An 18,961-nucleotide genomic window follows, 5' to 3' on the forward strand; every position below is an offset into this window, starting at 1 on the left:
CCGGCCGGCACCCGGAGCCGAAAGGTCGATCGTTCGGTCAGCGCGGGTCGGCGTAGACGCGGAGTGCCACCACATGCGCTCGGGGCGCGCCGTTGGTGGCCTCGACCAGGACGCGAAGCCGACGGGTGGTGACGGCTTCGGCCAACCGGTGCACGCGGTGCCGGCGGCGGTTCTCGCGTACCGAAACGATCGTGGTCCACTCCCCGGCGACCATCGCCTGCACGCGATAGTCACGGACCAGGCCGGGCATGACGTCGAACGGCGTCCGGTGGTGGTGCAGGTTGATCAGATCCTCCTCCACCTCGTCGTCGAAGATGACCGCGACCTCGCCGAAGGTCACGGCCTCGTTCCAGGAAAGCCGGAGCCACGGCCGCTCGTCCCACTCCATCCGCTCCGACACCCACATCCGCGGGCCACCGTAGGGACGCGCGTACCCGCCGACCGCATGACCGGCGTCGTAGGCACCGGTCGGCGAACCCAGCCGCAGGCACAGGCTCTGCCGGTGCAGGATGTGCTTCCACTCCCGCCACTGCTCGGTGTACTTCTCCTCCGGCGGCGGTGTGCGGTGCCGGAAGAACAACGTGCCGGGCTCGGCACTGTCGCTGTGGTGGACCGACACGGCGTCGTTCGCGCGTACGACGACGAAGGCGTTCTGCGGCTGGTCCGGCGTCCAGTCCAGCGCGAACCGCACCCACCGCTTCTGGCCGGCCTCGACCCGCGCGGTGGCCGACGTCTCCAGATGAAGGGGAACGTAGTTCTGCGGCTGACCCGTGCTGTGCAACTCCACGTTGACAGTGGTGTCCTCCTCGGCGTCCAGCAGCAACTCGACGAAGCCGAGGGTGGGATCGACCGGAACGACCATGCCCAGATGGGAGTCCAGCGGAACGGTGCCGACGGAGGTGTCGACCACCAGCCGCCTGAGCGTGGACGACGCGTCGACCCGCGCCGAGCGGGCCAGGTCGTTCGGGTCGGTGTTCTCCACGCCCAGCAGCGCGGCGTCGGCGCGCACCATCGCCTGATGGACCAGGCCGAGCTCGTTCGTGGCGAGGTCGCGCGGCGTCACCCCGCGGCGGGTCGCCAGCGCCGCCCCGGTCCCGGCCGCCTCCCCCACCACGGCGCACGTGGCCATCACCCGGGTGCTCCCGAACGCCACGTGGCTGCAGCTGATGTTGCGACCGGCCATCCACAGGTTCGTGACGTTCTCGGAGTAGAGACTGCGCAGCGGAATGTGGTAGTTCCCGTGCGGGTGCCAGTGCCGCGACCCTCGCTCCGTCGCGTACATCCCGCCGGGAGGGTGCAGGTCGATCGACCAGCCGCCGAAGCCGATCCGGTCGGGGAAGAACTCCTGTCCCAGCACGTCGGCTTGCGTCAGCGTGTGGTCACCGACGAACCTGCGGTACTCCCGCTTGCCCGGCACCGCGCCGATCCATTCCAGGGTGAGGTTGTCGGCGTCGAACTGCCCGGAGTTCTTGATGTGGTCCCAGATGCCGTAGATCGCGGCCTGCAGCTCGTCCCGGATCTCCTCGTTGTCGTGGACGACGTCCCGCTCGCCGCCCCACTCGATCCACCAGTACGCGCATCCGTTCAGGTCCTCGCGGATGATCCGGCGTTCCGGGATGGACGTGCGGGTGATGTCACGGGCGAACGCCGGCGGGACGTACTTCACCGGATGCCCGGCGTCCTTGGAGTAGAAGAGGATGGTGCTGCCGAGGGTGGTGTCGTCGGCCTGCTCCGGCGCCCAGGACTCGCCGTACTCCCCGCGCGCCTCGCAGCCGGTCCGGAAGCGGGCGCCGGCCAGGAAACCCACCAGGCCGTCACCACTGCAGTCGAGGAACGTCGGGCCGGTGAACCTGATCTCGCGTTCGGAGCCCATCATCCAGCCGGTCACCGACCGGATGATCCGCTCGTGCTCGGGCCCGTCGGCCTCCACCGTGCGCACGTCGGTGTTGAGGAACAGGCTGATGTTCGGCTCGTCGCGCACGGCCTCCAGCACCACGAGGTCCCAGTAGTAGGGGTTCCCGTCGGGGTTGCGGAACTGGTTCTCCACCATCAGCTCGCCGATGATCCCGGTCTCGCGGGCGTGGTGGTGGGTGCCGTGTGCGGTGGCGCCACACACCCAGACCCGGACTTCGCTGGAGGAGTTCCCGCCCAGCACCGGGCGGTTCTGGATCAGCGCCACCCTCGCACCCTGCCGGGCGGCCGCTATCGCCGCACAGCAACCCGCGAGCCCACCACCCACGACCGTGACGTCGGAGACGACTTCCTCGTGGCGCATTGCTCGATCACTCCCAGCGGAGTCAGCTGATGAAGTACTGCTCGGGATTCGTCGGGCCCGGGGTCGGATACACCCAGGAGTTCGGCATCGTGTCCGGGACGTTGCGCAAGCGGTTGTTGACGGTGGCGTACTCCTCCGGCTGGAGGTTGATTCCGATGGTGTAGAACTCCTCGCGGGCGATGGCGAGGATCTGCTTCATCAGGGACGTCCTTCTCCCGGGGTCCGCGGTGCCCTTCAGCTGGTCGAAGAGCGTCAGTTGCCGCTTCGTCGGCTCCGGTGGCTCCTCGCCGTTCTTGCCGCCGCTGAGATACCAGTCCCACCAGGCGCGGCCGAAGTAGGTCGCACCCGCGCTCGCCGGCAGGTAGAAGTAGGGGTTGAGGTAGATGTCGTTCCATCCACCGGCGCCCTGCCACACCGCCGCGTCGTGCTTTTGCGCCTCACCGGTGCGTACGTCGAACAGCGCACGGTCCTCACCCCTGATCGTCAGGTCGACGCCCACCTTGGTGGCGTAGGTGCGGATGAGTTCGAGAACGGCGGGATACTCCGGCCAGATGCCGTTCGCGAACTCCACCGTGAACTCCAGCCGCCGGCCGTCCGGTCGCAGCCGGAAGCCCTTGTCGTCCTTGTCAGGCAGCACCCGGTCCAGGTGCTGGTTCGCACCGGCCACGTCGTACTCCGTGTACTGCGTGGCGAACTTCTCGTCGTAGAACTCCGACTCCGGACGCGGCGCGGCCTGGTAGGGCTTGCCCTGCTTCTGGTACGCCGTGTCGATGATCTCCTTGCGGTTGATCGCCAGCGAGAGCCCGATCCGGAAGTCCCTGTTCCGGAAGACGTCCCGCAGCACCCGGTCGCCGTGGGTGAGGTTCAGGCACAGCACCATGGTGTTCATGTTCGACGGCACCGCCCGGCTGAAGCGGTAGTGGCCCTGCTCGCGACGGCGGGCCAGCACCGGCTTGTTCGTCAGCGTGTTGGTCGGGCGGAGCTGGAAGTCGATGTCCCCGGCCAGCACGTGCGTCAGCAGGACCTCCGGGTCGGAGACCACCGAGTACACCACCCGGTCGATGTAGGGAAGCTGCCGGCCGTCCGGATCCACCTTCCAGTAGTACGGATTCCGCTCCAGCACGACTCGCGTCCCCTCACCGACTCCCTGGGTGATCCGCCACGGGAACACCGTCGGCAGGTCGGGGTTGACCCAGCGGTCCGCCTTGGCGGAGAAGTACTCCGTCCAGCCGGCGAACTTCTCCTTCTTCGCCTCCGCCGCGACGTCCCGGTTGTACTTCGCGTGGAACCGCTTGAGATAGCGCGACGGCCTGGTGACATAGTCCAGGCCCATCGTGGAGGCCTGCTCCTGCAGGAAGAGCCCGTTCGGTTCGTCGAAGGTGAACCGGACCGTGTGGTCGTCCAGCGCCTGCGCGGTGCCGGCGTTCGTCGGGCCCGCCGGATACAGCTCCAAGTTGTTGAAGACGTCGTTCTGGACGAAGACGATGTCGTGCGCGGTGAACGGGTCCCCGTTCGACCAGCGCATCCCTTCGCGCAACGCGAAGGTGAACTGCCGGGCGTCCGGACTGGCCTTCACCGACGTGGCGATGTTCGGGATCGGCACGGACTTCCACTGCGGGCTCCAGCGCATGAGGTACTCGTACCCGACGATCCGGTAGAGCTGCACGGCCTCGGCCGGGCCGAGGATCGCGCTGGTGAGGTCGCCGCCGTACGCGCCCACCCGCTCCACGGGAGTCACGACGAGCGGCGACTTCGGGAGCCGTTCGGCCAACCGCGGCAGCTTCCCGGCCTTGACGAGCTTCTGCAGGCCGGGCGCTTCCTTTGCGCCGGAGGCTCCACGGTCGCGACCGGAGTTCCGGTTGCCGTTGGTGGGATCGGTGGACAGCAGGTCGCACGCGCTCAGGGACGTGAGCGCCAGGGTCCCGGCGCCGGTGGTGAGGAGGAAGCGACGGCGGTCCACGGTGCCAGCATGCCCTTCACAGCAAAGGTTGGTCACCTTGTGCATATGGCCAGTGCCGGTCAGTGGCGACGCCGTCCATGCGTTCCGGCGGTCAGCATCGGACGATGACGACGCATCCGCCCACCCCGGCGAACACCCCGGCGACCACCTCGGCGACCACTCCGGCGACCGCCCCGAGCCTGGACCGCGACGAGGTACGCCACTTCCACGAGCGGGGGCACCTCGGCCCCTTCACCGCGATGCCGCCGGCGGAGATGGCCGCCATCCGGCAGCGGATCGACACCGAGGTGATTCCCACTCCCGGTCGGAACCCGAAGAACCCGTTGCAGTCACGGCACCTCGACCACCGGCTGGTCCACGACCTCGTCACCCGGCCGGAGATCCTCGGCCGGCTGCGCGCCCTGATCGGAAACGATCTCGTGGTCTGGGCAAGCTACTTCTTCACCAAGGACCCCGGTGGCAAGGAGATTCCCTGGCACCAAGACGCGAACTACTGGCCGCTCGAGCCACCGCTCAACCTGTCCATGTGGATGGCGATCGACGAGGTGACGACGGAGAACTCCTGCGTACGGATCATTCCCGGCTCCCATCGCCGGGTCGTCCCCCACGTGCCGGCGCGCGACGGTGTGGCGTTCGGGCAGGAGGCCGATCCGGCGTACGTCGACGAGTCCGCGGCGGTGGACATGGTGCTGCGACCCGGGCAGTTCTTCCTGTTCAACGAGCGTCTGCTCCACCAGTCGCACCGGAACACCTCGAACACGCGACGGATGGGGCTGTCGGCGCGGTACACGCTGCCGTTCGTCGCCCTGCTCGACCAGGACGCTCCGCCGCTGTTTCCCGGACACGCCTGCGTGGTGGTCAGTGGCGAGGACACCTTCGGCCTGAACCGCACCCAGCCACCGCCGTCCTGAGTGTCGACGTGGGATGGCAGGCTGCCATGCATGGCGAACGGCGCGGCCCCCGCGGCGGAGGACTGGCTGCACCAGGCACACGTCGACTTGGTGGGCCTCTGGGAGGATGCCGCGTTCCGGTTGTACGAGGCGTACGACGTGATCGCCGGTCCGCGCTGGCGGCTGGAGCTCGACGCGCAGCCGTACGGCGAGGTGTGGCTGATCCGCGATGGGTCGTGCTCGGTCGCGCTGGGTGAGCAGCACGTGGTAGCCGAGGCAGGGCAGGTCGCAGTGCTGCGTCCGGGCCCCCGTCGGGTCTCGGCGAACGCCGGCGCCGGACCGCTTTCGCTTGCGGGCTTCGGATGTGGAGTGATGCTGTTCGACGCGATCGACCTGCTCGGGTTGCTGAAGCTGCCGCTGGTCCTCCCCCACCCGTCGGACCGGCTGCGTCACCTGATCACGGAGACGGTCGCGGCATCCCAGGCGGACCGGACGTCCCGCGCGTTCCGGGCACCCGCACTGGCCGAGCTCGCACTGGCGGAGATCGTCGACCTCGCGCAGGCCGACCTACCGGACAGAGCCGGCGATGCCGCGCCGCTCCCAGGTGTGGAGTTGCGGCCCGAGGTCCGCGCGGTCCTCGCGCACGTCGCCCAGCACTTCGGGGAGCGTCTCGAACTCGACGACCTCGCCCGGGCGGCTCACCTCTCACCGAAGCACCTGGCACGCTGCTTCCGGGAGACGCTCGGCGTCGCGCCGATGGCGTACGTACGCCGCTATCGGCTGACCCGTGCACGGGAGCGGCTGGTCACCGGCGACCTGCCCGTCAGCCGGATCGCCGCGGACACCGGCTTCGCGGACCTCGCGCACTTCTCCCGCGCCTTCCGCACACAGTTCGGCGTCAGCCCACGCGTCCTGCGAGCCCACGCACGCGCCTTGCGGTCAACTACGCGCTCCGCACGGACAAGCTTCCCCGACGGCCCGGACGTAGTGTCAACGCACACCTGACACTGCCGGGAGGATCCGTTGTCCACCGCCGAAGCCACCGTCTCACTGAACGCGGACCAGATCGCCGCCTTCCACCGCGACGGATTCCTCTCCCTGCCCGCACTCACCTCACCCGACGAGGTGGCGTTGCTGCGGGAGGTCTACGACCGGCTGTTCGCCAGCACCGGCGACACCTTCCGCGCCGGCGACCACCTCGGACTCGCCACGCCAGACGAGGACGGCCGGGAGACCCTTCCGCAGATCCTCAACCCGGAGACCTACGCACCTGAACTGCTGGACACCCAGGCCCGGGTGAACGCGCTCGCCGTCGCCGGTCAGCTGCTCGGTCCCGACGTGACCCGGGCGGGCGACCACGCGATCATGAAGCCGGCCGGTCACGGCGCGCCGACGCCCTGGCACCAGGACGAGGCGTACTGGCATCCCGGCTACGACCACCAGGCGGTCAGCTTCTGGATGCCGCTGCAGGACACCACGGTCGAGATGGGCTGCATGCAGTTCGTGCCCGGAAGCCACGCTCTCGACGTACGCCCACACCGGCTGGCCAACCCCGACGCGCACGCGCTCGAACTCGAGCCCGCCGAGGCCGAGGCGGCCGACGGCCGCGCGGTCGCCTGCCCACTTCCGGCCGGCGGGGTGACGATCCACCACTGCCGTACGGTGCACTACGCGGGGCCGAACCGTTCGGGCGTCCCGCGCCGGGCGTACATCATGGGCTTCCAGGTCGCACCCACCCCGGTCGAGACCCCGCACGACTACTACTGGCAGCGGCCCGAGTGGTACGCCTCGGAGCAGGCGTAGGCTCCCTGAGCCGCTTGGCGAAACGGGCGACTCGACAGGAGACAGCAGGGTGAAACCGGGACTGGACGTCGCCCTCGCGCTCGACGTCGGCGGGACCAAACTCGCCGGCGCTCTGGTCGACGATCGTTTGGACGTCCGCTGGTACGCCGAGACGCCGACGCCGCGGTCACCGCAGGGCGGCGATCCCGCGCTGGCCGCCACCGCCGCGCTGGCCGCGGACCTTCGCTCCCACGCCGCCGAACAGGGCTGGCGGATCGCAGGCGTGGGCGCGGGATTCCCGGAGTACGTGGATGACAAGGGCCGGTTGACATCGCGGGAGGTGCTGGCCTGGACCGAGCAGCCCTCCGACGTACTCGCCGCGATCTGCCCGGGAGTACCGGTGGCGATCGAGTCGGACGTGCGCTGCGGTGCGATCGCGGAGTGGCGGCACGGTGCGGGCACGGGCCACCCGGGGCTCTTCTACGTCGCCCTCGGGACGGGGCTGTCCGCGGCGGCGATCGTCGACGGCACTGTCGTACGAGGCGCACGTGGCGAGGCGATCGCCCTCGGCGAGTGGGACGTGCCCGCGCGGGTCGACCCCACCTGGACCGGCAATCTGGAGAGCTTCGCCTCCGGGCGGGGCATCGAGCACCGGCACGCGGAGCTGACCGGGACCGAGGTGCCGACCCGTGACCTCGCCGCCAGAGCGGAGGCCGGAGACCCGTCCGCGACACTGCTCCTGACCTCCGCCGGAGACGCGCTGGGCGTGGCTCTCGCCGACGTCGTTGCCCTGCTCGATCCGCCCGTGGTCGTCCTCGGCGGCGGGCTGGGCAGCGCCGACAGTCCCGTGCGTACGACAACTCGCGACACCTACACCGCGCGCGCCGGGCGCCGCCCGAACCCCCCGCCGTTGGTCACCGCCGCGCTCGGCGCACGAGCCGGCCTCGTCGGCGCTGCCCTGGTTGCCCTGACGGCCATGGCCACTCCGGCGACTGCGGCCGATTAGTTGGCTCGTGGCCAGTCAGGGGCGTGCGCGGCGATCAGCCGGTGCCCGATCCGGACCATCTCGGCGCGGACGGCGGGAGGTTCGAGCACCCGCACACCCTCGCCGAGGTAGATCAGCTCGCAGGCGGCCTCGTGGACGGAGGGAAAGGTGGCGACGAACCGCCGGACCTGGCCGGACGGGCCGTCGACCGGTTGAAGACGGTAGTGCTCGGGGAGTGTCGAGCTGACCGCGGCAACGACGTCCGGACGGACCTGGAACTCGACCTTGACCCGCTCGCGCGAGCACGGCCCGCGGCGTCGGTTGACGTCCTCCCACGCCCGTACGAGGTCGAAGTCGTCCGGACGCTCGACCGCTTCGGTGGTGACCGCGGCATCGACGACTCGCGAGACGCGGAATGTCCGCAGGCCCGAGTCGGTGCCGGCCACCAGATACCAGACGCCGCTCTTCGACACCAGGCCGTACGGATGGACACGCCGGGCGATGGCGTCCTCTCCGGCATTGGCGTACGTGAGATCCACCTGGACTCCGGCGACCACAGCGGCCCGAAGGGGAGCGAGGGCCGGAGGCGCCGGCAGGGTCGGCTGACCCCACCGGGTCGGATCGATGTGGATGGCGCGCCGGGTCAGGCCGGCCTGCTCCCGGGTGGTGGCCGGCAGCGCGGCGAGCAGCTTGCGCAGCGCCGACGTCAGGCCGTCGAGGCCCAGGCCGGCCAGGAGTTCCGGCCCGGTCACGAGAAAGAGGGCTTGCGCCTCCTCCGCCGTCAGGGCGGACAGGTTGATCGCGTGGCCGTCGACCAGTGCCCACCCGCCGCCTCGCCCGCGCTGGGAGTACACCGGCAGCCCGGACAGCAGCAGCGCGTCGAGGTCGCGCCGAACCGTACGGTCGGACACCTCGAGCCGCCGCGCCAACTGCGAGACGGTCATCTGTCCGTGGGCCTGCAGAAGCAGTGCGATGGCCACGAGGCGCTCTGCGCGCATGAGCGCAAAGTAGCAGGGAAATAGGCCACTCAGCTGGCCACTTCTGTCTCCTACAGTTCCCCCAGATCCAGGCGAGGCCCGTCTGGACGCTACGACCGGAGAGTGGAGAGATGAGTACGAAGGCGCTGACAGGGCAGCAGATCGCGGCCGCCAACCTCGACGGCTGGGCCCTTCTTCTGTCGTACGGCCAAGGCGGGCTGCAGACCAGGATTCACACCGCGAACTTCGCCGCCGGGCTTCGGCTCGTCGAGGCGATCGGCCAGGCCGCCGAAGAGCTGAACCACCACGCCGAGCTCGACCTGCGTCCGAACCGGGTCGACGTCCGGCTGACCAGCCGCGAGGGCGGCGGAGTGACCGAAAGCGACGTGACGCTGGCTCGCCGGGTCCGCGACATCGCCGCCGGGGCTGGTGCCGAACTCGAATGCGGCACCGTGTCCCGGATCGAGCTCGGCCTCGACACCCCTGCGTACGACAAGATCGCACCGTTCTGGGCCGCGATCCTGGGCGGCGAACACGTGATCGGCGACGACAACTGGGGCGACGTCGGCGACACGCGCCAAGCGCTGCCGATGGTCTGGTTCCAGCGCTCCGATGCCGCCGGCACCGCCGGCACCGCCGGCACCGCCGGCACCGCCGACACGCGGCGCGTCTGGCACCCCCACCTGTGGGTCGACCCCAGCCAGGTGAAGCCGCGCATCGACGCGGCCCTGGCCGCCGACGGAACGCTGGTCACCAGCGAGGCAGCGCCGTCGGCCTGGGTGCTGGCCGACCCGGACGGCAACCTCGTCTACCTGTGCACCTGGCGACCAGGAGACACGGCCCTGTGCGACTCGCAGTACCGGCCCGGCGGATCCAACTGGGTGAACCCACCAGACCGCGCCGTGACCGAGCCAGCTGGTTAACGCTCCGGTGCGTGCACCAGGTGAGCGTCCTGGCGGTCGTCCCCAAGATCGAACGCCGGTGGAGTGAAGGTGCTCTCGACCGTCCTCGTCTGCCCGTCCCGGCCGGCGTCGATGGCTTTGATCATGACCTCCAGGCAGTGGTAGGCGTGTTCAGGCGTGATCAACGGTGCGACGTCGTTGTCGATGCAGTCGATCAGGTGCCGAAGGCCGTCCGTCCAGGGCCACCGCGGATTGCGGTCCCCGTGGATCTTCCACGCGCCCGCGTCGTTCTGCCACAGCTCGTATCCCGCGGGCGCCCAGTCGTCGCCCATCATCTGGACGGTTCCCTTGCTGCCGTAGACCTCGATCGCCGGCCCGCGGTAGGCCTGCATCGAGAACCCCGTGGTGATGGAGGCGAACGTCGCGTCACCGAAGTCGAGCAGGATCTGGAAGTTGTCCTCGACCTCGACCTTGATGAGTTCGTCGTCGACCACGCGCTCCGGCGTCGCCGTGCCGGCCATCGCGGTCACCCGCTGCACCGGTCCGAACCATCCGGTCAGGGACGCGACGTTGTAGACGCCGAGGTCGAACAGCGGTCCGCCGCCGGAACGGTAGAACCACTTCCCCCACCAGGGACCCGCCCATCCGTAACGTGCCCGCGCGAGATGCACCCGGCCGATGTCGCCGCGAGCGATGTGCCGCCACATGTCCTGGTACGTGGGGCTCAGGATCACCGCCGGCGCGCAGACCAGATGGCCGGGACTCTCCTTCGCCACCTGCACCAGCTTCGCCGCCTCGTCGAGGGTCACCGCCATCGGCTTCTCGACCAGGACGTGCTTGCCGGCCTCCAGCGCGGCCAGGGCAAGCGAACCGTGCTCGGGCATCGAGGTGAGGATGAGTACGGCGTCGACGTCCGGGGAGTCGATGATCTCCCGCGGGTCGGTGGTGACCCACGGGATGTCGTGCCGCTCGCCCGTCGCCCGGGCCCTCTCCGGGTCGACGTCGCACGCGGCGACCGTGCGGATACGGCCGCGCTCACGCAGCTCACGGGCCAGGCTCATGTACGGCCCGTTCATCACGCTGCCGCAACCGACGAATCCTACGTTGACCACATTGCCCGGGCGGCTCATCGGCCACCTCCTTCTCGTTTCGTACTTACTGCTTGGAGAAACGCCCTCGCCCGCGGCGCCACGGTCAGTTGACTTCGGCGGCAGCACCCGCCGGTAGGTAGGACGGCGCAGTCGCGAACAGGAACTTCGCCTGCCCCTGCGAGACGTTGTGGTACTGGTGTGCGGTCCCCTGGGGTACGTAGAACCCGTCGCCCGGGCCCAGCTCGAACCAGATCGGAGCTTCCGTCGCGTCCGGCAGCAGGATGTTGAGGCGGCCCTCGAGCACGTACACGCTCTCGTCCCCGTCGTGCCGCTCGACCGGACTGCGGCGGCCCGGCAGGAGCACACCCTTCCCGACGGTCAGGTGCTCGGTGCTGACGAGGAGGCCGACGAGGTACTCACCGTTGGGATCCTCCAGCCGCCACAGCAGATCGGCGTCGCGAATGACGCGGAACGAGCGACTCTTCTTCAGCTGTTCCGCGTTCATCGGCCACTGTGTCAACTCACTGTTGTCGTGGTAGGTCCACTCGGTGAGGTTCTCCTTGGTCCGCGCGTAGCCGGACGACGTGCCCTGCGCGGGCGGCGGCGCGAACAGTTCGAGGACCCGGAGCCGCGACGTGGCGTCGTAGTTGTAGCCGTGGTGCCAGGTGTCGCGGCGGAAGAAGACACTCTCCCCGGCGTGCGCGACCTCGACCTCTCCCGTGCCCGGGTTGGCGATCACCAGGGTGCCTTTCAGTACGTGGTACACCTCGTCGGCAGCGAAGATCGTGCGGTTCTGGTCGGAGTGCTGGAACCGCCCGCCGGGCGGCAGGCTGAGCTCGAGTTGGTGCACGGAGTCCGACGACACGTAGATCCGGTCCTCGACCAGCCCGGCCTCCTCGTCACCCCACAGGTGAAGGGTCGCGTCCGCGCGGCGGATCGGCGTTGCCTTGTCGTACGTGGGACGCGGCGACGGTCGGCGGGCCATAGGTGGGGATTCCTTTCCACAGGGTTCAACAGGGGTTGACGATCTGGTGCCGGCTCAGGCGCCGGGGAGCGGCCGGCGACCGTCGCGGAGCACGGTGCGGAAGCGGTATCGGTCTCCCCGGTAGACGATCCGGCCGACCTCGAACGCGCGGTCGTTGTCGTCGAAGCAGGTGTACGCGCCGACGAGCACCGCCTCGCCCGGGGCAAGCCCGAGTTGCGCCGCCTCGTCGGGCTCGGCGCCCCTCGCCTGCAGCATGTACTCCGACCGGGTGGGTGTGATCCCGCAGCGTTCGCGCAGGGTGGCGTACAGCGACCGGGTGGAATAGTCGACGTCCAGCGCCTCGCGCACCAGGGCGACCGGCAGCAGGGCACCTGCCACCGCGACCGGCACGTCGTCGAGCTTGCGCAACCGGTCGAGGCTGAAAACCTCCGACCCGGGTGCGATCCCGAGTTCCTCGGCCTCCTCCAGCGTGGCCGGTCTGGTCGACTGGTTCAGCACCTCCGCCGTGGCGGTGAGGCCGCGCAGCGCCGCGATCTCGGTGAAGCTCAGCGGCGGCTCGTGCCCCTCCTCCACGACGCTCGGCGTGACGACATGCCACCCGCGGCCCTGGGTCGGCTCGAGTACGCCGTCGTCGCGGAGGGCACGCAACGCGACGCGCAGCGTGGCGCGGCTGACCCCGACCTGGGAGCTGAGCTCGCGTTCGGGCGGAAGCTGCGCGCCGGGCCTGAACGTCCCGTCCGAGATGGCTCCGACGAACATTCGGTAGACCTGCATGGACGGAGGCTCGGCGCTGTCCTTCCGAACGCTGCTGAGGATCGCCACACCAAACCTCTCATGCCGCTTTTGGCTCATGTTGGTTTGGAATGCTAGACCACTTCGAACCACACGCACCGAATCGCCGGTGACCGGATCCGGCCACCAGTACGACGAGACGAGTCTGAGGGTCGCGCCCTCAGGCACGGAGGTAGAACTGCTCCGGGCCGACCGGAGCCGGGTCCGGATACAACGAGCCTTCAGGGATGGGCTCGGGGACGTTGCGGACCTTGTTCTGCACGATCGAGTAGCGGCCCGCGATCAGGACCGTGCCGATCGTGTAGAACTCGTCGGCGGAGATGCGCAGGATCTCGGCGAAGAGCCGACGGCGTTCCCCTTCGTCCATGGTGATCTTGATGGTGTCGTACAGCTCCATCTGGCGAAGCGGCGCGGCCGGTGGTTTCTCGCCACTCTTCCCGCCGGTCGCATACCAGTCCGCCCACTGCCGGGCGTAGTAGCAGCGGCCGGCGATCGGGAAGAACCAGCCCGGGTCGAGGATCGCGTCGCGCAGGCCGTTCTCCGCGCTGTAGAGGACCGCGTCGTGTTCGTTGGCGAAGAGCCGTTTCCAGAACAGCGGGCCGCCCTGCGCCTGGACCCGCAGCTGGACGCCGACCGCCTTCCAGTAGTTCTGGACCAGTTCGGCGGTGGCCGGGTAGGTGGGGTCGAAACCGGTCGGCAGCTCCACGGTGAACGCGACCCGCTGCCCGTCCGGGCGCAGCCGCCAGCCGGTGCTGTCCCGCCGGGTGAGCCCGGCACGGTCGAGGCGGCGGTTCGCCTCCGCCACGTCGTACTTCGTGTACTGCGTCGCCAGCTTCTCGTCGTGGAAGTCCGACTCGGGCCGGGGTGCGGACTGGTAGGGCATGCCCTGGCGCTGGTGCACGGCCTTGATCAGCTCGCCACGGTTGATCGCGTACGACAGACCGATCCGGAAGTCCTTGTCCTGGAACAGTTTTCGGATCGCGGGGTTCTTGTGCGTGAGGTTGAGACAGAACACTCCGTTGTTGATGTCGGAGGTCATCTGGTCGATCATCCGAAAGTCGCCCTTGTCGGTGCTGCGCGCGAAGACCGGCTTGTTGGACGGGGTGAGGATGTCGGTCGAGGGAAGCGTGTACTCCCCGTTGCTCACCTTGAGAACCGCCGTCTCCGGACTGGTGACCACCTCGACGACCACCTCGTCCAGGTAGGGCAACTGGCTGCCGTCGGGGTCGGTCTTCCAGTAGTACGGATTGCGCTTCGCGACCAGCCGGTCCTTCGTCAACGGGGTCGCGACCATCCACGGCAGCAGGACGGGCAGGTCGGGGTTCTGCCAGATCGCCAGGCCCGACGTGCCGTCACCTCCCTTGCCGAAGTACAGCTGGTTCCAGTCGGTGAGCTTCGCGTCCTTGACGAGTTTCATCAGGTCCGGGTTGTACTTCCTGTGGAACTGCTTCAGGTAGTGCTTGGGCGAGGCGGCGAGCATGTTGCCCTCGGGGCTCGCCAGGCGTTCGAGGAAGAACGCGTGCGGCTCGGCGAAGGAGAACCTGCAGGTGACGTCGTCCACCTTGGTGAAGCGGGCGGGCTTCCCGCCGGGCGCCAGCCATTCGGGGAAGACCGGGAAGAGCTCCTTGTTGCCGAGCACGTCCTCGAAGGCGAACGCGATGTCGTCGGCGGTGAAGGGTTCTCCGTCGGACCACCGCATTCCCTTGCGTAGCTGGAGGACGTACTCCTTCCCGTCCGCGTCGACCTTCCACGTCACGATGTTCGGGATCACACCGGAGAAGTCGGGAGCCCAGCGCACCAGCGGGTCGTAACCGATGTTCTCGTACACCGACGAACCGTCGATCCCCTGGATGAACGTCCTCCACGTGCCACCGTACGAACCCGCCTCCTGGGCCGGTTTGAGTACCAGCGGACGTGCGGGCAACCGGTCCTTGACAGCAGGCAGCTTGCCCGCCTTCACCTGTGCGGCAAGGCCGGGAGCTTCCTTGCCCTTGCCGCCGGCGGGTTTGCTCTTGGGCTGGTTGGAGGGATCGGTGCTGAGCAGGTCACAGCCGACCAGGGAGGTGGCGGCGAGCGCTGCGCCTCCGGCCGATCGGAGCAGGTCGCGTCTGGTGAGGTCTGGTCCGGTGAAGTGTCGTCCGGTGAGGTGTCGTCGCTGGTCGCCCATTCGAATTCAGCCCCCGTCATCGGGTCCGCGCGGCAGCACGTCGGATCGACACAGCGTGATCAGGCTCGGACCGAATGTCAACGGAACGGGGCGAACGAGGGCAAAGGTGGTCGTTTCGGCGGGACGTTTCGGTGGTGCGTTGTCGGCTGCGTAGCCGCTCCGGATTGGTGTCCGACCTACGCGGGAAGAAGCCCGGCATGACGTCTCCATCCGGTGCCGACGGCTCGCGCATCGTCGTGGGCTTCGACGGCTCGGACTGCTCACGGCTGGCATTGAAGTGGGCGGCCCGCGAGGCCAAGGCACACGGCGCACGCATGGAGGTCATCTGTGCGTGGGAACCGGTGACCCGGGTGGCCCCGCCGTTCTTCGTCTACGCCGACGAGGAGTTCGAGCCCGAGGCGCAGGCGATCCTCGACTCCGCCGTCGCCGATCTCGGCACCGAAGGTCAGGTGGACGTCGAGCGCAGGGCCGTGATGGCTCACCCGGCGGCTGCGCTGATCGACGCTTCCCGGGGCGCGGACCTCGTGGTGGTGGGATCCCGAGGCCACGGCGGTGTCGCCGGGACGCTGCTCGGATCTGTCAGCCAGCGGGTGGCCATGCACGCGCACTGTCCAGTGGTGATCGTCCGGGACGGCGACTGAGCGAACCGGCCAGATCAGCTCTGGTCGAGGCGGGTCAGTTGCTCCTCGGACAGCTTCAACTCCAGCGCACCGAGGGACTCCTCCAACTGCGTGACCGAACTCGCGCTGAACAACGGCAGGATCGACGGCGTACTGGCGAGCATCCAGGCCAGCACCACCTGGTTGGGCGTGGCGCCGAGTTCGGTGGCGACGTCCTTCAGTGCCGCAAGGCGACCGGCACTCGCCGGGTGGGCGTACGGCGGCGGTATCGGCTTGTCGGATCGCCCGCTGTAGGCACCGGACAGCAGCGGCGAGTACGCGACCAGGGTCAGGTCGGGCTCGGACCGCACGTAGTCCAGAAGTTCCTCGCCGAGCACCGGCATGAACTCGTCGTGGAAGCCCGGCTTCGGCTGCAGGTAGGTGTGCCGCTGCTGGACGACGGTGTAGGAGGGAAGCCCTGTGTGGGTGGCGATCTGGCGTGCCCGCTCCACCCGCCACGCCGGTTCGTTGCTGACTCCGAGCGCCTTCGCCTTGCCCGCTTGGACGATCTCACCGAATGCCCGGACCGTCTCCTCCAGCGGCACGGACCGGTCCTCGTGGTGGGAGTAGTACAGGTCGACGTGATCCAGGCCGAGCCGGCGCAAGCTCACCTCGATCTGACCCCGGATGATCTCGGCGGACAGCCCCTCGCGGTTCTCCGGGAAGTCGCCGCGACCGGGCCCGGTGATCGGCCGGGCGCCCACCTTCGTGGCGACCACGACCTTCTCCCTTCCCGCACCTGAGGCGAGGCCACGGCTGTGCAGCCACCGGCCGAGCAGTTCCTCGCTCTCGTGCCCCTGCCCGTCGCCCTCCCAGAACTGGTAGCAGTTCGCCGTGTCGAGAAAAGTCCCGCCGGCATCCACGAACCGGTCGAGGATGTCGAACGACGTGCGCTCATCGACTCTGGTTCCGAACATCATCGTGCCCAGGCACAGCTGGCTGACGTCGAGCCCGCTTACGTTTCTGTACTCCATGCGTTTCACCGTAAGGACGATCGGCGGGCCCGAGCAGACCAATCGCGACCGGCGGTATCGGACCAATCCGCGCGGAAGATGTCGGCGCTGCGCCTGAGCAACGGATCGGGGCTCCTGCGCACCGGCAGGGGCGCCGCGACACAATGGCCCGCATGACTGCGTACTGGATCAGCATCTACCGCGAGATCCTCGACGAGGACAAGCTCGCTGCCTACGCCGAGCTGGCCGGGCCGGCGCTCACCTCCAACGGTGGCACGTTCGTCGCCCGCGGCCTCCCGGAGAAGGTCTACGAGGCCGGCGAGGAGACCCGCACCGTGGTGATCAGGTTCGACTCGATCGAGGCCGCCGAGGCAGCACACGACAGCCCGGAGTACCAGAAGGCGCTCGCGGCGCTGGACGGCGGAGTGGTCCGCGAGATCCGCTTGGTCCCCGGGGTCGAGTGAGCCGAGCACGGTCCAGCTGAGCCGGGCTCGGCTGGACCAGGTCAGCCGACCGGCTCGGCACGCAGGTCGAGGCTCCACTCACCGCGCCTGCCGGGCCGGAGGGGACTCAGAGCGATCCGCCACAGCGCGGGTCCCCAGACGCCACTCAACCGCCGGTCGTCGAGGTCGATCCGCTCCACGGACGGCGTACGGAAACCGCTGGCGTCGTAAGTGATCCGCAAGGCGCGTCCCGGCGTCAGCACCCGGATGCCTCCGCCGCCCAGCACTGGCTCGGCCGACGTGATCAGGTGCAGGGTCATCGATTCCGGGTCGTGGTCGAGCTCCCACTCGTCGTGCCAGCTCACGTGCGCAGGCTCCCCACGTGAGAACGTCACCTGCCGCGAGAACCGGACCAGCCCGGCCTCCTTCGGGTAGGCACCGGCGAGGTCGAGCCGTACGTCGACCCGTTCGGCACCGAGGTCGGCCGTCACCTCACGCGCGCGGAACTCCTTGCCAGGCTGCTGTTCGTGGCCGTCGACGTTCGGGACGTTGTGGTAGTCGCTGCGCATCGTCCAGATCTCGTACCGCCGTGGACCGAAATGCTGGCGGGTGTACTGCGCAACGCCGGCGTCGACCAGGGCGGGATGCCCGTCGACCGCGACCAGGACGGTGCCGACATCGTTGTGGTTGTGGCTCTCGCCATTGTGGCCGCCCTTCACCGACACGAAGAGCCCGTCGACCTGCCCCTCGGTCTCGCGCGCGGTCAGCAGCTGGGTCTGCGGCCACCAGGCCTGCAACGGCAGCGGCGCGGGCGACGCCGACGCCGGTGCCTTCGCCCAGTCGCGGTCGGCCAGCGCGAACAGCGAACGACCAAGACTCAGCCGGGGCAGGGTGGCCGCGCCGTCGCCTCGCATGTAGCGCGCATGGGCGACCACCTCCTCGTCGCCGGTACGACGCCCGAACCGGTGGAGCACGTGTGGCTCAACGGTGTCCGCGGCCTCGGTGCGCGCGGGCCCGTCACCGACGTTGACGTACCAGTCGTCGGCGATGTGGACGCGGTGCGGGTAGCGCGCGATCTCGCGCACCTTGGGCAGGGCGTACCCGTCGAGCGCTCCACCGGTGGCGTCGTACAGCTGCTCCAGGCACTCCGACAGCGATGCTCCCGCGCGCCACCAGTACATCTGCCCCTCGTCGCACCCGCCGTCGTCGGGATAGCCGGACACGAAGGTGTCGAGACCCTCCAGTACCCGGCTCACAGTCGTCACAATGTCGTCGCGGTCCTGGTCGAGGAGCAGCGAACACGTGAGCACGTTGGAGTTGATCCACGGATTCCAGTTGTTCACCGGGCCCGAACGCCCGAACCACGACCAGGTGTCGTCCGTACGCTGCGGAACCAGGATCCGCCGACGTACCTCCTCGACGATCCGCGCCCGCGCCAGTGGCGACCGCTCGTCCAGCCGCGAGCCGAGGACGTGCAGCGTCCAGGCCAGCAGGGCGCCGGTCTCGGCCGCGAACAGGTCCAGAAACGGACGATCCGGATCGGGCAGCCGCGGCCCATCCTCACGCGCGGAGTAGTCGTGCGCCGGCACGCACCACGTGGTCTCCTCCAGCATCAGCCACACGCCGTCGAGCACGTCGTCGTGCCAGCTCGGATCGTCGGTGAGGCAGGCCGCGAGGGCGGAGGCGACCGTGCGTCGACGCCGGCCGAAGTAACGGTCCTCGTACATCGTCCGGTTACCCGTCTCGACGAAGTCCCGCCATCCGCGGGCCGTCAGTACGGGCCATTCCCGCGTACGGAAGTCCTCCGCCCGCTGCAGGATCGCCTGCCGGGTGGGCGTGTCCACCGCGCCCCAGAAGCCCCGGTCGGAGACGTCTGGGACAGAGCGCCACTGCCCGGGAGCGGGCAGCACCCTGGCCAGGAAGCTCGTTTCGTTGAAGCCCGCCAGGGAGTTCGGCGCCGATCCGCCTGGACGGCCCGGTCGAGAGGACGGCGACTGCTGCACGAGGACCTCCTGGCTCGCTGATGTGGGCACGATTCCATCCGCCCGGTCGACGATGCCGACGAAGCGGCGATTCGTCCAGTACCCACCCAACCCGACG

16 protein-coding genes are annotated in these 18,961 nt (G+C 69.1%); 7 read left to right on the plus strand and 9 right to left on the minus strand.

Annotated elements, in window-relative coordinates:
• Positions 1-37 precede the first annotated feature (37 nt).
• Both FHR37_RS19725 and FHR37_RS19730 read right to left on the minus strand, forming a co-directional pair.
• Positions 38-2,275, minus strand: coding sequence for an FAD-dependent oxidoreductase (locus FHR37_RS19725; RefSeq protein WP_092885278.1), 2,238 nt, complete (start codon positions 2,273-2,275; stop codon positions 38-40).
• Positions 2,276-2,297: 22 nt separating this feature from the next.
• Positions 2,298-4,235 (minus strand): ABC transporter substrate-binding protein, encoded by a 1,938-nt coding sequence (locus FHR37_RS19730; protein WP_175542622.1) that lies wholly within the window; start codon positions 4,233-4,235, stop codon positions 2,298-2,300.
• 104 nt (positions 4,236-4,339) lie between these two features.
• Here FHR37_RS19730 and FHR37_RS19735 point away from each other — a divergent pair, with 104 nt between their 5' ends.
• Genes FHR37_RS19735 through FHR37_RS19750 form a run of 4 tightly spaced genes read left to right on the plus strand, consistent with a single transcriptional unit; the run spans position 4,340 to position 7,913 of the window.
• Positions 4,340-5,146, plus strand: coding sequence for a phytanoyl-CoA dioxygenase family protein (locus FHR37_RS19735; protein ID WP_175542623.1), 807 nt, complete (start codon positions 4,340-4,342; stop codon positions 5,144-5,146).
• 30 nt (positions 5,147-5,176) lie between these two features.
• Positions 5,177-6,130 carry a helix-turn-helix domain-containing protein gene (locus FHR37_RS19740; protein ID WP_092885284.1) on the plus strand — a complete coding sequence of 318 codons (954 nt, stop codon included), beginning with the start codon at positions 5,177-5,179 and terminating at the stop codon, positions 6,128-6,130.
• 18 nt (positions 6,131-6,148) lie between these two features.
• Complete coding sequence (locus FHR37_RS19745; RefSeq protein ID WP_092885286.1) at positions 6,149-6,928, plus strand: phytanoyl-CoA dioxygenase family protein; 780 nt, start codon at positions 6,149-6,151, stop codon at positions 6,926-6,928.
• 49 nt (positions 6,929-6,977) lie between these two features.
• Positions 6,978-7,913, plus strand: coding sequence for an ROK family protein (locus tag FHR37_RS19750; RefSeq protein ID WP_092885288.1), 936 nt, complete (start codon positions 6,978-6,980; stop codon positions 7,911-7,913).
• Here the strand turns inward: FHR37_RS19750 and FHR37_RS19755 are convergent.
• The gene (locus tag FHR37_RS19755) at positions 7,910-8,890 is read right to left on the minus strand and encodes a helix-turn-helix transcriptional regulator (RefSeq protein ID WP_092885290.1); all 981 of its coding nucleotides are present in this window, start codon (positions 8,888-8,890) and stop codon (positions 7,910-7,912) included. The genes FHR37_RS19750 and FHR37_RS19755 overlap by 4 nt on opposite strands.
• Before the next feature lie 110 nt (positions 8,891-9,000).
• Here FHR37_RS19755 and FHR37_RS19760 point away from each other — a divergent pair, with 110 nt between their 5' ends.
• On the plus strand, positions 9,001-9,792 hold the full coding sequence (locus FHR37_RS19760) for a 4a-hydroxytetrahydrobiopterin dehydratase (RefSeq protein WP_092885292.1): 792 nt from the start codon (positions 9,001-9,003) through the stop codon (positions 9,790-9,792).
• Here FHR37_RS19760 and FHR37_RS19765 read toward each other — a convergent pair.
• From FHR37_RS19765 to FHR37_RS19780, 4 genes are all read right to left on the minus strand, one after another.
• Positions 9,789-10,901, minus strand: coding sequence for a Gfo/Idh/MocA family protein (locus FHR37_RS19765; protein WP_092885294.1), 1,113 nt, complete (start codon positions 10,899-10,901; stop codon positions 9,789-9,791). The two genes, FHR37_RS19760 and FHR37_RS19765, sit on opposite strands and share 4 nt — an antisense overlap.
• A 64-nt stretch (positions 10,902-10,965) precedes the next feature.
• Positions 10,966-11,847: a cupin domain-containing protein gene (locus FHR37_RS19770; RefSeq protein ID WP_092885296.1), complete on the minus strand. Its 882-nt coding sequence runs from the start codon at positions 11,845-11,847 to the stop codon at positions 10,966-10,968.
• Positions 11,848-11,901: 54 nt separating this feature from the next.
• Positions 11,902-12,621, minus strand: a complete 720-nt coding sequence (locus FHR37_RS19775; protein ID WP_175542624.1) for a GntR family transcriptional regulator — start codon at positions 12,619-12,621, stop codon at positions 11,902-11,904.
• 178 nt (positions 12,622-12,799) lie between these two features.
• A complete protein-coding gene (locus tag FHR37_RS19780; protein WP_092885300.1) occupies positions 12,800-14,806 on the minus strand; it encodes an ABC transporter substrate-binding protein in 2,007 nt (668 codons plus the stop codon).
• A gap of 197 nt (positions 14,807-15,003) precedes the next feature.
• Between FHR37_RS19780 and FHR37_RS19785 the strand changes: the two genes are divergently transcribed.
• Positions 15,004-15,447 (plus strand): universal stress protein, encoded by a 444-nt coding sequence (locus tag FHR37_RS19785; RefSeq protein WP_092885302.1) that lies wholly within the window; start codon positions 15,004-15,006, stop codon positions 15,445-15,447.
• Positions 15,448-15,461: 14 nt separating this feature from the next.
• Here FHR37_RS19785 and FHR37_RS19790 read toward each other — a convergent pair whose 3' ends face one another.
• Positions 15,462-16,439 carry an aldo/keto reductase gene (locus FHR37_RS19790; RefSeq protein ID WP_092885304.1) on the minus strand — a complete coding sequence of 326 codons (978 nt, stop codon included), beginning with the start codon at positions 16,437-16,439 and terminating at the stop codon, positions 15,462-15,464.
• Positions 16,440-16,591: 152 nt separating this feature from the next.
• Here FHR37_RS19790 and FHR37_RS19795 point away from each other — a divergent pair, with 152 nt between their 5' ends.
• Positions 16,592-16,882 carry a DUF1330 domain-containing protein gene (locus tag FHR37_RS19795; RefSeq protein ID WP_092885306.1) on the plus strand — a complete coding sequence of 97 codons (291 nt, stop codon included), beginning with the start codon at positions 16,592-16,594 and terminating at the stop codon, positions 16,880-16,882.
• Between the two features lie 41 nt (positions 16,883-16,923).
• Here FHR37_RS19795 and FHR37_RS33225 read toward each other — a convergent pair whose 3' ends face one another.
• Positions 16,924-18,894 (minus strand): heparinase II/III domain-containing protein, encoded by a 1,971-nt coding sequence (locus FHR37_RS33225; protein ID WP_139239057.1) that lies wholly within the window; start codon positions 18,892-18,894, stop codon positions 16,924-16,926.
• Positions 18,895-18,961: the final 67 nt, after the last annotated feature.

The sequence above is a fragment of the Actinopolymorpha cephalotaxi genome (assembly GCF_013408535.1).
In the GTDB taxonomy this organism is placed as follows: Bacteria; Actinomycetota; Actinomycetes; order Propionibacteriales; family Actinopolymorphaceae; genus Actinopolymorpha; species Actinopolymorpha cephalotaxi.